The organism is Paenibacillus sp. VMFN-D1, from assembly GCF_003386155.1.
Taxonomy (GTDB): domain Bacteria; phylum Bacillota; class Bacilli; order Paenibacillales; family Paenibacillaceae; genus Paenibacillus_AQ; species Paenibacillus_AQ favisporus.
Genome location: NZ_QRDU01000003.1, coordinates 1 through 13,700, shown reverse-complemented (window position 1 = coordinate 13,700; position 13,700 = coordinate 1). Strand labels below are relative to the sequence as shown.

Annotated in this window: 7 protein-coding genes; all 7 read left to right on the top strand. The window is 57.1% G+C overall.

Features of this window, described 5'->3' with window-relative positions:
- The first annotated feature begins 25 nt into the window (after nucleotides 1-25).
- The gene (locus C7820_RS20965) at nucleotides 26-919 is read left to right on the top strand and encodes a carbohydrate ABC transporter permease (RefSeq protein WP_116232703.1); all 894 of its coding nucleotides are present in this window, start codon (nucleotides 26-28) and stop codon (nucleotides 917-919) included.
- Between the two features lie 13 nt (nucleotides 920-932).
- Complete coding sequence (locus tag C7820_RS20960; protein WP_076172898.1) at nucleotides 933-1,751, top strand: carbohydrate ABC transporter permease; 819 nt, start codon at nucleotides 933-935, stop codon at nucleotides 1,749-1,751.
- A gap of 65 nt (nucleotides 1,752-1,816) precedes the next feature.
- Entirely contained in the window at nucleotides 1,817-4,570 is a 2,754-nt protein-coding gene (locus tag C7820_RS20955) for an alpha-mannosidase (RefSeq protein ID WP_116232702.1), read from the top strand.
- Between the two features lie 33 nt (nucleotides 4,571-4,603).
- Nucleotides 4,604-5,815 carry an enolase C-terminal domain-like protein gene (locus tag C7820_RS20950; protein ID WP_116232701.1) on the top strand — a complete coding sequence of 404 codons (1,212 nt, stop codon included), beginning with the start codon at nucleotides 4,604-4,606 and terminating at the stop codon, nucleotides 5,813-5,815.
- A 23-nt stretch (nucleotides 5,816-5,838) separates the two neighbouring features.
- Nucleotides 5,839-6,702: an NAD-dependent epimerase/dehydratase family protein gene (locus C7820_RS20945; RefSeq protein WP_251678098.1), complete on the top strand. Its 864-nt coding sequence runs from the start codon at nucleotides 5,839-5,841 to the stop codon at nucleotides 6,700-6,702.
- 209 nt (nucleotides 6,703-6,911) lie between these two features.
- Nucleotides 6,912-12,494, top strand: coding sequence for a glycosyl hydrolase family 28-related protein (locus C7820_RS20940; protein ID WP_181909145.1), 5,583 nt, complete (start codon nucleotides 6,912-6,914; stop codon nucleotides 12,492-12,494).
- A gap of 373 nt (nucleotides 12,495-12,867) precedes the next feature.
- On the top strand, nucleotides 12,868-13,700 hold an 833-nt coding region (locus C7820_RS20935; RefSeq protein ID WP_147306293.1), incomplete at its 3' end, for a carbohydrate-binding protein.

The following is a 13,700-nucleotide window of genomic DNA, read 5'->3' as shown; positions in this document are numbered from 1 at the left end:
AATCCAAATCCAAAGGTGATGGAAGATGATAACAACTAGAAATAAATGGGTACCGTATCTGTTTTTGCTGCCGGGTGTTCTCCTGTTTCTAGCCGTTGGCGTCTATTCGGTCGGCTTCTCGATCCTGCTCAGTTTTTACAACTGGTCGGGGATCGACTTTTCAACGGCCCGCTTTGAAGGCCTTGCTAACTTCAGGCAGTTTCTGCTCGGGGATGACCCGATCGTCACTCAGAACTTTTACAACTCACTGCTGCATAACGTCCTGATCGGTGCAGCCCAGGTCGTTATCGTCATCCCCATCGCGATCGTGCTGGCGTTCGTCCTGCAGAATACGAAGATGGCGTCGCTGTACCGCACGGTGTACTTCCTGCCGATGATCGCATCGGGCGTGGCGATTTTTTACGTATGGAAAGGTCTGTTTGAGCCTACCGGCGCTTTTAACTCCCTGTTTCATGCGATCGGACTCGACTTTCTGACCGTACCCGGGGGAATGCTGGGGAGCTCGTCCACGTCGCTGATCGGCATCATCATTACCTCGATATGGGGCGGCCTTCCGGGCACGCTGATTCTGTATTATGCCGGCTTAACCTCAATCGATCCTACCTTGTATGAGGCCGCGAACGTTGACGGAGCCAGCAAGCTGACGATGATCACGAAAATCACATGGCCGCTTCTGAAGCCGATTACGCTGATCGCGGTCATCCAGATGGTCAACGGCGCGTTCCAGGCGTTCGAGAACGTGTTCATCATGACCGGCGGCGGACCCTCGGGCAGCTCGGAGGTTATCGGGACGCTCGTGTACCGGACGGCGTTTCTGAATAACGATTACGGGCTGGCCAGCGCGATCGGATGGGTATCCTTCCTGATTACCGGAGCCATTGCCATGTTCAGTATCCGGTCGTTCAAAGTCGACATTTAGAGGAGGACCCGAGATGGTCAAGACTATCAAACACATCATTCTGGTTTTATACGGGCTGACCTGCGTGTATCCTTTCTTGTGGATGATCGGCACCTCTTTGAAAACATCCCAGGATGCGCTGGCCAATCCGCAGTCACCCCTCCCCAAAGGGGCGCCTGAGTGGTCCACGTTTGCAGAAGTGTGGAACAAGCTGAACTTTTACCGCTTTTTCGTCAATAGTGTGGTCGTCAGCATCATCGTCATTATTGGAGTCGTTCTGATTTATACGATGATGGCGTATTCGTTCGCCAAGTTCAGATTTAGAGGCAAAAAATTCGTGTATTACACGTTTATCGCGCTGCTGCTCGTTCCTGGCGTGACGACGCTCATTCCGCTGTATATCAACATGACGAACCTCGGCCTGCAGAATACGTACGTCGGGATGATCCTGCCGATGATTAACGGGGCTGCGCCATTTGCCATTTTCCTGTTTACGAGCTATTTCCGGACCATATCGCATGAGCTGTACGAGTGCGCCGTTCTGGACGGCTGTGGCAACTTCAAGATCTACTGGCGGGTCTATCTGCCGCTGGCCCTGCCGGCGATCGGAACGATCGCCATCCTGAACTTTATCGGAAGCTGGAACAACATTCTGTGGCCGATGATTATCGTCGACAAGCAGGAGATGTTCACGCTGCCGATGGGGCTGATGTACCTGGATTCCTCCTCATTTAAAAAATGGAACGAGCTGATGGCCGGAGCGCTGATCACCGTCATACCGATCCTGATCGCGTTTCCGTTTATGCAAAAGATGTACGTTAAAGGCATGACCGTCGGTTCGGTCAAAATGTAAAACGCATCATTCATGCCGTACCATCGATAGCGCACTAGAAAACATACAAGAATGGGATGAAAGAGATGACCATAAAAACAGCGCATATTATTGCGCATTCGCATTGGGATAGAGAGTGGTATTTGCCATACGAAAAACACCGGTTGAAGCTGGTCCGCCTGATGGAGGATTTGATCGAGGCCTTCGAACAGGATCCGGAGTTTGCCAGCTTTCATTTGGACGGCCAATATATCGTCCTGGAGGATTATTTGCAGATGATGCCGCACCGGGCGGAACAAGTGCGTTCGCTGGTCGAACAGGGGAAGCTGATCGTCGGTCCCTGGTACATTCTGCAGGATGAATTTCTGGTCAGCAGCGAAGCGAATGCGCGCAACCTGTTGATCGGGATCCTCCTTTCGAAAAAGATGGGGGGATACACGAAAATCGGTTATTTTCCCGACTCCTTCGGCAATATGGGGCAGGCACCCCAGCTCATTCGCCAGGCGGGCATCGATGTCGCCGTATACGGGCGCGGCGTCAAGCCGGTGGGCTTCAACAACGAGGTCCAGTCCGGTAACGAACATACGTCAAAATACTCCGAGATGTACTGGGAATCTCCCGACGGCTCCCGGGTTCTGGCGATCCTGTTCGCCAACTGGTACAACAACGGGATGGAGATTCCGACGGACCCTGAAGCCGCAAAGGCGTATTGGGCGGAAAAGCTGGCGGCCGCCGAAGCGTTCGCCTCGGGACCGGAGCTGCTCTTCATGAACGGCTGCGACCACCAGCCGCTGCAGAAGGATCTGTCCAGGGCGCTGCGCACCGCCGGCGAGATGCTGCCGGACGTGAAGTTCCGCCATTCCAGCTTCCCCGAGTATATAGAAGCGCTTCGTCAGGCGATCCCGGAAGCCCTCGATGTCGTGCGCGGCGAGCTCCGAAGCCAGTGGACGGACGGGTGGATCACGCTCGTCAATACCGCGTCGGCCCGGGTGTACATCAAACAGCAAAACGTGCGGAGCCAGACCTTGCTGGAAAAGGTGGCCGAGCCGCTCGCCGTCATGGCCCATTTGACCGGTACGGCCTATCCGCGGCACGAGCTGCTGTATGCGTGGAAGACGCTGCTGCAAAACCATCCGCATGACAGTATTTGCGGCTGCAGCGTTGATGAGGTGCACCGCGAGATGATGACGCGCTTCGCCAAGTCGCAGCAGGTGGCGGAGTCGATTGCTGCGGACAGCGCCGCGGCGGTAGCTGCTGCCGTGGACACCTCCGGCTTTGACCCGGAATCGGCGCGGCCTTTCGTCGTCTTTAACACGTCGGGCCATTCCCGTTCCGGCGTGGTTCGCACGACGGTGGACATAGAGCGCCGCTATTTCGATCATCAGGCTCCGCACGAGAAATACGAAGCGTTCAAAGAAGAGTATCAGACTTTTGATCCGGAGGAATGGATCGTAACGGACGAAGGAGGCAAGCCGGTTGAGGCTAACATCGAGCCGCTCGGCCCGGTATTCGGCTATGACCTCCCGGATGACCGGTTCCGTCAGCCTTATTGGGCTTTTCAGGTGGATGTGGAGCTCTACGTCAAGGATGTTCCGGGGATCGGTTATCGGACCTATGCCCTTGTCCGCAAGGATTCCCTGACCAAAGCCGGGTCCGTTTCGCCTGCTGCAGGCGGCGTGAAGGCAGATGGAAACGCGATGGAGAACCGTTATCTTCGGGTGGAGATCGCAGAAGACGGCTCATTTACGCTGTTGGATAAAGTGAATGGCCGGGAGTATGAGGGGCTTGGCATTTACGAGGACACGGGCGACATCGGGAACGAATACATGTACCGGCAGCCGGATGGAGAAGTGCCGCTGACGACAGAAGGCCTTTCGGCGGATATCCGGCTGGTGAAGCATACGCCGCTGGCCGCCGTATACCGGATCGAGCGCGTCTGGAACCTGCCGCTTGGAGCGGATGCGCTGCTGGACGAAGAGATTCGCTCCATGGTCCCTTTCCGGTACCGGAAATCCCGCCGCGTTAGCGAGACGGCCGGGGTGAAGATCGTCACGGAGCTCACCCTGGGCAAGGACAGCCGCTCCGTCGGCATCCGCAGCATGATCGACAACACGGTGAAGGACCACCGCATCCGCATGCTGTTCAAGACCGGACTGGCAACGGCTCATGTGATGGCGGACTCCATTTATGAAGTGGCGCGGCGCCCGATTCAACCTGAAGCCGCGTGGAGCAATCCGAGCAACGCCCAGCATCAGAACGCGTTCATCAGCTTGAGCGACGGCATCGCGGGCCTTACCGTTGCGAATCAGGGACTGAACGAATACGAGGTGCTGCCCGCGCATAACATGATGGCGGTCACGCTCGTGCGCGGCGTCAGAGAGCTCGGAGATTGGGGAGTATTTGCGACGCCCGAAGCGCAGTGCCTGGGAACGCATGTCCTGGAAATGGAGCTGATATCCCATGATGCCGATGTAGTTGAATCGGGCGCATTTATCGAGGCCTATCAATTCCCGGTTCCGTGGACGGTTCATCAGACGGGAGTCCACGGCGGCAAGCTGCCGGCGAATCATACGTTCCTCGAATGGGAGGGCGACCACCTTGCCTTCAGCGCACTCAAACTGGGCGAGGAGAATGAGGATCTGATGTTCCGGGTATTTAACGTTTCATCGGCAGCGCCGACGACTCTGTCATTCGCGCCTTCATTCCAGGTGAACGGCGTCTATGAGAGCACCATCATTGAAGAGCGCGGAGAAGAGATGGGAAGAAACGAGCAAAGCCGGTATACGGCAGAGCTGGGGCCGGCAAAAATTCAGACGGTCGGCATTCGTCCGGCTCTGTGATAATATAGTCCATTTTGGGGAGGGGAAAGCGGTATGGCCAAAATAACGGCAGTACGCTGCATTCGAACGAGACATGATGGAAGCTGGGTCATCGTCAAAGTCATGACGGACCAGGATGGGTTATACGGCATCGGCTCGGCCAGTGATATTTACCAGCCGGGAGCCGTGGTCAGCATCATTGAGGAACTGCTGGCACCGGTGCTTATCGGACGGGATGCCGGCCAGATCGAGGACCTGTGGCAGACGATGTATACGAGCGGTTACTGGCGCAACGGCTCAACGCTCCATACCGCCATGGGCGGTATTGACATGGCGCTGTGGGACATCAAGGGGAAGGAAGCGGGGATGCCCGTGTACCAGCTTCTGGGCGGCGCGGTCCGTTCGGCCGTTCCTTGTTATGCGCATGCCAACGGTGCCACCTACGAGCAGCTGGAGGAAGAGGTGCATGCCTTCCAGGAGCAGGGCTTCGGCGTGATCCGCTGCCAGCTTGGGGGCTACGGCGGAGGCGGATTCGTCACTCCGCAGGGTACTTCGAAATTTCCTCCTGCCAGCGTGTTCGATGAAGCCAGCTACATCACGGCGATTCCGGACATGTTCGAGAAGCTGCGTGTACGGTTCGGCATGAACCTCGGCTTTACGCATGACGTTCACGAGCATCTGACGCCTTCCGGCGCCGTCAGCTTATCGAGGGCGCTGGATCCGTACCGCCTGTTCTTCGTGGAAGACTTGCTGCAATCGGAGCATACGGGATGGTACCGGCGGGTCAAAGAAACGAGCACCACGCCGCAGGCCGTCGGCGAATTGTTTGTGCACCCGCAGGAGTGGCTCCCGCTGGTGCAGGAGCGCTTGATCGACTTTGTCCGGATGCGCGTCTCCAAGGCCGGCGGCATGACCCCATGCCGCAAAATTGCCGCCGTCTGCGAAGCTTTCGGCGTCCGCACCGCGTGGCAGGAAGGCGGGGAGAACGACCCGGTCAACCAAATCGCTGCCGCGCATCTGGACATGGCGATCATGAGCTTTGGCGTACAGGAGGTCAACCATTTCCGCAGTGAAGAGAAGGAGGCCTTCCCGGGCCACGCGGTTTTGGAACACGGGCATTTAAAGCTGAACGATAAGCCGGGGCTGGGCATCGACATCGACGAGCATAAGGCGGCAGCCCTGGTCAAGGATCAAGGTTCCCTGGCAGCATACCATCACCCATATAAGCTGGACCGCAAGCCGGATGGAACGCTGATTCGTCCGTAAGGTCCGGCCGGAAGGAGGAAAAGATGATGAAACAAATCGTCGTGACCGGCTCGGAAGGAAAACTGGGCCACTACGTCGTTCAAGAGCTTAACCATGCAGGATACAGGGTCATCGGAACGGATGCCCGCCCGGCAAGCGGGAGAAACCGTTATGCCCGTTATGTTCAGGGGGACTTGACCCAGCTTGGCGAGGTGTACGGTATTTTGGCGGAGTCGGATGCGGTGGTTCACCTGGCTGCCGTGCCGAATCCTGTCAACTTTTCGCCGGAGCGGATCTTCGCCAACAATGTCATGGCGACATACAACATCTTGGAGGCTTCTTCGAAGCTCGGCATCCAGCGCGTCGTATTCGGATCAAGCGAATCGGCCTATGGATTCTGCTGGGCGAAGCATCCCTTCCCGCCGCTTACGCTCCCCGTTGACGAGGAGCATGTGCTGCTGCCCCAGGAGAGCTACGGTCTGTCCAAGCAGGTGAATGAACAGACGGGCGATATGTTCGCCCGCCGTACAGGCATGGAGATCTATGCCCTCCGCTTCTCTTTGATTCTGGCGCCGAATGAATACGATCGGGAGATCGCGGCCTTCAGCGATACCGCCAGACATCACCGCATTCTATGGAGCTATGTCGACGCGCGCGACGCCGCTTCAGCCTGCAGGCTTGCGCTGGAAGCACCCGTGCAAGGCCAGGCAGAGGCATGCCGCCTGAACATCACATCCAGCGACTTGCTGAGCGATGCAAGCGTCAGCGAGTTGGCAGCCAAGTATTATCCGCAGGTGCCTTTTCCAGGCAAGGACCCAGGTAAGCTGACGGCGCTCGTGTCGAACGCCCGGGCGAAGTCGGTCCTGAACTGGGAGCCTGCTCATTCCTGGAGGAACGCCGGCCATTAAGGCCGGTTTTCCTTAAGGTCATAGATGAAGCAAGCCGCCTGCTGAAAGGGGGAGGTGCCGCAAGCTAAATTGGATACGGGACAAGCTCGGATGTATTGCCGATGGTTTTTTTGCTGCAAAATTGAAAGCGAATACAATCATGATCCCGCAGCGAAGCAGCGTTGCTTTCGTGCAGCTTGATAAGCAAATCAAGCATGGGAGGAATAATCGTGAGCAATCAATTGAGTTTTAGGCGCTTTATCGCGCAAATGACCGTCATCGTAATGGTCGTCTCCTCATTCTGGATGGCCCCGGCTCCACTTAGAGCCGCCGCCGATGGCGTTGATGCAGATGGCGGCAGCCAGCTTCCGCCGTCCGCACCGGTAACGGTCACCGATTCCGTATACATTACGCTCGGGGAAACGCCGGAAGGACAAGGCGTAACCGCCCGTCCGGGGGACGGTCCGGAGGAAGGCCTTCAGGTGGGCGAAATGGACGGTAAAACGTACTGGAAGACCAATCAAGCGGTAAATCCGAATGATCCGGCACAGAACATTCTCTACTTTTATTTCAATGTGGATGACGACTTCGCGGGAGATCTTAGCGACCAGGACGTTTTGGTAACGGCCGAATATTATGACCAAGGCAATGGGGACATGGTGCTTCAGTATGATTCCAAGCAGTCCGCTTTTAAGGACGCCCCGCTGTTTTCGTACGGAGATTCGGGGACCTGGAAGACGCATACCTTCAAGCTGAGCGACGCGCGTTTTGAGAACCGCACAAACGGTGCGGATTTCCGGATCGGCGTCACCGGCGCCGGAGCGAAGGCGCAGAATCCCGAGCTGTATTTGGCGAAGGTGACCGTGACGAAGCAGCCCCGTGAATCGTCGGGGAGCCACGAAACCAAAGTCTATGACACGGCATATCCGACGGACGATATTGTCATTGCCGACCGCAGTGTGACGGATTATGGCGCCAAAGGGGATGGAAGCACGGATGACACCCGCGCCTTCCAGGAAGTGCTGGCCGATGCGGGAAGCCAAGGCGGGGGCGTCGTGTTCGTGCCTTCAGGCACGTACAGGTTGACCAGCGAGCTTGTCGTCCCGACAGGAGTCACGCTCCGCGGCGATTGGGCGAATCCGGAAGCGCAGGGCGGCAAGGTTCTGGGCACCGTTCTTGCCGTCTACGCCGGTAAGGGACAGGAGACAGGCACGAGCTTCATCAAGCTGCAGCCTTCCAGCGGCGTGACGAACCTGTCCATCTGGTATCCGGAACAAAGCGCATCCGATCCGTCACCATATCCGTGGACGATCGAACAGCTTCCCGGCGACAGTGCGACCGTCAAGAATGTCACGCTGGTCAATGCTTACCAGGGGATCAAGATCGGACCGGACTGGAACGAGCTGCATTACGTCAAAAATCTCTATGGTACCACGCTGAAGACAGGCATTTTCCTCGATTATACGACGGATATCGGACGGCTGGAGGGGATTCATTTGTCCCCGGATCTCTGGTCCGGCTCGGGCCTAACGGGATCGCCCGAACGCGGCGAACTGCATGATTACATGACGAGCCATGCCGAGGGCATCGTCATGGGCCGCTCCGACTGGGAATACATGTCGGACATCCATATTTCCGGATATGAGACGGGCATGCGGATGACGACAAGAACCGGCAGCCTGGAGTCGGCCAATGCGCAGCTGTACAAGATCCAGGTCGAGGATTGCCATGTCGCACTCAAGATCGAGGGCGTCAACAATTACGGCCTGCTGATTTCGGACAGCCGGTTTGAAGCCGGAGCCGGGCAGCATCCGATTGCCATTTACGCGACGCAGGGCTTCAATTCCATTGTTCAGTTTAACGGCGTTACGGTTGGCGGGCACCCCGATCAGGCGGTTCTGAACGAGGGCAGCGGCACCTTATCCTTCGAAAACAGCTCATTCGAAAACTGGGGGGACGGCAGCGAAGACTATGCGATCGTCGCACGAGGCGGATCGCTGATACTGGGGGCCACCAGCTTCGCCAAAACCGATCGCCATCTCCTGCTTGAAGGGAATGTCGGAACGGTAAATTCCATCAACTCGGGCTATGACGGCAAGCTGTCCGTAACCAATCACAGCCAGTCAACGGACCTGAATATCCGCCAAGACGACAAGTATGTCCTGGACCGCCTTCCTGAGGTGTCATCCGTGGATATCGCCGCACGTCCCAAGCCGGCGGCGAGCGGATTGTTTAATGTGGTGAATGCTCCGTACTCCGCCGATCCGACCGGGAATGAGGATGCCTCCCAGGTGATCCAGCAGGCTCTAAGCGATGCCGGTGACGCTGGCGGCGGCACGGTGTATATGCCGGCCGGGATCTACCGGGTCGAGCAGCCGCTCGTTGTACCGACAGGCGTAGAATTGCGCGGAAACTTTGATGTTCCGCATCATACGATTGGCGGCGGCACGGTCATTTTTACGAACTACGGGGAAAATGATCCGGACGCCCCGGCGTTGATCCAATTAAAAGCGTCGGCGGGCCTCCGTGGGATATCCGTATATTACGACCATCAAACCTGGACCGAAGCGAATCCGGTCAAGCCTTACCCATGGACCGTTCAAGGCCAAGGGAAGGACGTTTACCTAATTGATACGACGCTGGTCAATCCATACCAGGCTGTCGATTTTGGAACATACGATACGAGCGGGCATTACATCGATTACGTGGCAGGTTCCCCGCTGAAGGAAGGGATTTACCTGGGCGGAGGTGCGCAGGGCGGATACTTGCGGAACGTCCAGTTCAATCCGCATTATTACGGGCGTAGCAATTACCCGAACCATCCATCCACCGGCGCGGACTCCGACATGGTCTGGAGTTACCAGAAGGACCATCTGGATGCTTTCCGCATCGGCAACGTGAAACAGGAGACCATTTTTAACACCTTCGTCTTCGGTTCGAAGTTCGGCATCCATTTCGAAGGACAGGACGGGCAGGGCCCTGAAGCCGTCGTGATCGGCCACGGCACGGACGGAAGCAAAAAAGGAGCCGTGCTGGAAGGCGCGGACAAGGCGGGACTCCAGTTCATCAACACGGAGCTGGTCTCGATCAGCACGACCGACAAAGTCTACGTTGAGGTCGGCAAAGACTTCGGCTCCAAAGCGGTGTTTTTCAATTCTTCGATGTGGGGCGATACGAACCGTTCCTTCGATATCTTCGGGGGCACTGTTCGGATTCAACAGGCCAACTTCACCAAAGTCGGCGACATCGGCATTAACGCCGTCGGCGGTGACATCGGACTGTACGATTCCTATTTCCAGCAGTCCCAAACGACCCATGTGTATGCCGGGCCGGGCATCGACAAGATGGTCGTATCCAACAACCTGGCCAGCGGGGGACTTCAAATTCGGAACGATGCGCCGGGCAAAGTGTCGGGAAGCAATCTCTATCCTGTGACGCTGAAGTTAGAGAAGGCGTCCTTCGATCCTTCACACCCGGAAAATACAGGAACGGTGCTGTCGATAACCAATGCGGCCGGAGATGGAACGCTGAAGGGACAAATTGAATGGGTCAGTCCAGGCATGTATCAAGAAGCGCTGAAGCCGATCCGTTTTGACAATCTGAAGCAGGGGGAAACCCGCGGTGTGGCCATTCCGTACTTATCAGCCGATTCCCTGAAGTTCAGAGTTGCTCTGGACAACGGGGAACGTTATGAAACGTCGGTCAAGCTGTCCCAGTCCTACGCATCGCGAAGCGAGACTGCGGACCACACGCCAACCATTGAAGTGTCCGGTCCGGAGCATTACTACAGCGTTGGCGGAAGCTGGGGAGGAGCCGATGATCTCGGGCTTACTTCCAAGGTCACCTGGGATGAAGCCCATTTGTACGTCAACGTTGATGTCAAGGACAACGTCCACAGCCAGACGTTTACAGGCGGCGATATATGGCAGGGCGACAGCCTGCAGGTCGGTATCGACCTGGCGAAGGAAGATGGTGCGGCCAGCCGCCAGGTGAACGAGCTCGGGTTTGCGCTGAACGAGGACGGCAGCGTGCAGAAATGGAGATGGCGTGCTCCGGATGGGATAACGCCGGGTCCGCTGGAATCCGTTCAGGCGGTCGTTACCCGCGACGAAACGGCCAAGGTGACGCATTATGAGCTGACCCTTCCGTTCCAGGCGCTCCACGGCGCCGGGTATGATTTCCACGTGGATAAACCGATAGGGCTTGCGCTGCTCGTCAACGAAAATGACGGGGACGGACGGTCCGGATTCATGGAGTTTAACGGAGGCATTGGCACAAGCAAGGATGCCGGATTATTCGGCAATCTGTACCTCCTCCAGGACGATTATGTGAAACTGCTGGAGAAATCCGCTGGGGCCAGCGTGAAGTCGGCGGAGCAAAAGAAGGACGTCAGTACGGTTGATGCCGCTGCCAATTTCGTGCTTCTCCTGCCAGAAGGCGGGCTGAAGAAATCCTTACAGGCCCGGCTCGCTGCCATTGGCACGAAGCCCGGAACGGATCCGGGCGGAGAAGAGCATCCCGGAGGACCGGGATCGAATGGAGGAGGGAACTCCGGTTCCGGCTCAGGTTCCGGTTCGGCAGGGAGCGGTTCACCAACCGGCGGAGGCTCCAACCCGGATCCATCCGGAAAGAACAACTTGACGCTAACGCCGGTATTAGATAAAGCGTCCAAGCTGGCGAGCGTCCGCCTGGACAGCAAGGAGGCTGAGCAGGCATTCGGCGGAATCCAGGCAGGTCAAGACGGGACGAAGACGCTGGTCGTGCAGCTGAAGGCTGCTGCCGGGGCCGAAGGGTATGCCCTGGTGCTGCCATCAGAGCTGGTTGCGGATAAGCAGGCAGCGCGCTCGCTGGACATTCATACGGAATTGGGGAATCTGTGGATTCCGGGCGATCTGCTGGCCGCGTCCAAGGTACAGCTTGGTGAATTCATCGTCGTGAACATCAGCAAGGCGAATCGCGCAGGAACGGGCAAGAATGCGGCGTCCGTCTCAGGCGAAAGACCGGCAATCTCCCTGCAGCTTGCTGCTGCCAAGGGAGTATCGCTCCAATGGACGGATGCGGCTTCGCCGATCAAGGTCACGCTGCCTTATCAGCCAGGCTCCGGTGAAGCAAAGAATCCGGAGAAGCTTGTCGTAGTGCTTGCCGGAGAACAAGGGCAATATACACCGGTTCCGAGCGGCAAGTATGTCCCATCTTCGGGGCAAATCGTATTCAAGGCTTGGCAGCCTGGCGTGTACGCCGTTGGTTACGATGAGCATACGTTTCAGGATATCGGGAACCTCGCTTGGGCCCGTCAGGCCATCGAAGCTCTTGCGGCCAAAGGCATCGTTCACGGCGTATCCGAGTCTGCCTATCAACCGCAGGCGATGATCCGAAGAGCGGACTTTGCGGCTCTGCTGGTTCAAGCTTTTGAACTCAACCGGAATCACGCCCAAAGCGCGGAGCGGTTTGCGGATGTGCCGCAAGATGCTTATTATAACGAGGCCGTCGGCATCGCGAGAGCGCTCGGAATCGTTCAGGGGGGCGGGAATCTTTTTCTGCCGGACGCTCCAATCAAGCGGGAAGACGCGGCCGTCATGATCTACCGCGCCATGGATGCGGCAGGCATCCTGCCGGCAGCGGCTGGAAGCCAAGCCTCTGCGGACGGATTCGCCGACTCGGATGCGATCGAAGCCTATGCCCGCGATGCCGTCCGAATTTTGGCGGATGTGCAGCTGCTGCAGGGGGACGGAGGCAAGTTCCATCCGAAAGAACCGATTACGCGGGCGGAGACGGCCGTTCTGGTGTACCGTTTGTACAATCTGCTGCCTTAGGGCAAGTTGGCAATGACATGCCTGTGCACAGCATCGCTTGCGAGCGATCGTGCGCAGGTTTTTTTGCGCCCTTTCATCAGATGGAATTCAGGGGCGGTGGTGAAGAGGCGGGAGGCGCGTTTTCTTTTCATAAGGCCTGAATAGTTTAAAATCGCCTCATGGAAGGCGGGTGGTTCCTAATCGTATGCTAGGGGAGTGGAGAGGAAAGAGAGACGGATCCACAGAAAGGAGGGACGCTCAACTTAAGTGTTCCGGCAGCGCAGCTCCGGGGTTTAAGACAAAATGATCCAGGCTGCCGAAAGGTCGGCATCAGGTTGAGCCCGCGCAAAGGGCGCGTATACAGCAGCTCAAATGAATCAAGGAGGGAAATGAGATGTACATTCCGCCAGTCCGAAAATATGTCTTCAAAAGCTTGTCTGCCATCATGCTGGTTGTCATGGTGCTGTCATTATTCCCTGGGGCAGTCTTGGCCGCATCGGCCTTCAGCCAAACGCCCGCTTCCAGCTTCAGCTCGCAATCCGGCATTCAATTGGAAAACTCCACCGAAGGCGGACAGAATGTGGCGTTTATCGATAACGGCGATTACATCGCATTTTCGAACGTGGACTTCGGAAGCGGCGCTTCCTCCATCGATGTGAGGGTGGCCAGCAATAATAACGGGGGGCAGATTGAGGTACGGCTGGACAATCCGAACGGAACGCTGATCGGCACGGTGACGGTTCCGGGTACGGGAGGGTGGCAGTCCTGGGTGACCCGCTCGGCACCGGTCAGCTCCGTCACCGGGGTGCATACACTGTATTTGAAATTTACCGGTGGGACAGGCAACTTGTTTAATGTACTGTGGTTTAAGTTTAACAGCGGCTCATCCGGTGACGGAGACGTCGTGGGCCACCTCTTTGCCGGCTACCAAGGCTGGTTCAATGCGGCGGGGGACGGGTCGCCAAACGGCGGCTGGGTGCATTGGTCCAAAAACAGCAGCGCCCCGTCTGCGGGCGGAAACGTGAATTTCGAGCTGTATCCGGATACTCGCGAATATTCGAAGCTGTATCAGACCGACCTGGCCAATCTGGGCAACGGCAGCCCGGCCAAGCTGTTCTCTTCGTACGATCAGGACACGGTAAACAAGCATTTCGAATGGATGAAGACGTACAACATTGACGGTGCAGCGCTCCAGCGGTTCGGGGCCGACGAGAGCGATACTCCAAA

Bases quoted from the DNA above. Each gene is read 5' to 3' on its own strand.
- C7820_RS20965 (WP_116232703.1), top strand. From the start codon at position 26: ATGATAACAACTAGAAATAAATGGGTACCGTATCTGTTTTTGCTGCCG.
- C7820_RS20955 (WP_116232702.1), top strand. From the start codon at position 1,817: ATGACCATAAAAACAGCGCATATTATTGCGCATTCGCATTGGGATAGA.
- C7820_RS20950 (WP_116232701.1), top strand. From the start codon at position 4,604: ATGGCCAAAATAACGGCAGTACGCTGCATTCGAACGAGACATGATGGA.
- C7820_RS20960 (WP_076172898.1), top strand. From the start codon at position 933: ATGGTCAAGACTATCAAACACATCATTCTGGTTTTATACGGGCTGACC.
- C7820_RS20945 (WP_251678098.1), top strand. From the start codon at position 5,839: ATGATGAAACAAATCGTCGTGACCGGCTCGGAAGGAAAACTGGGCCAC.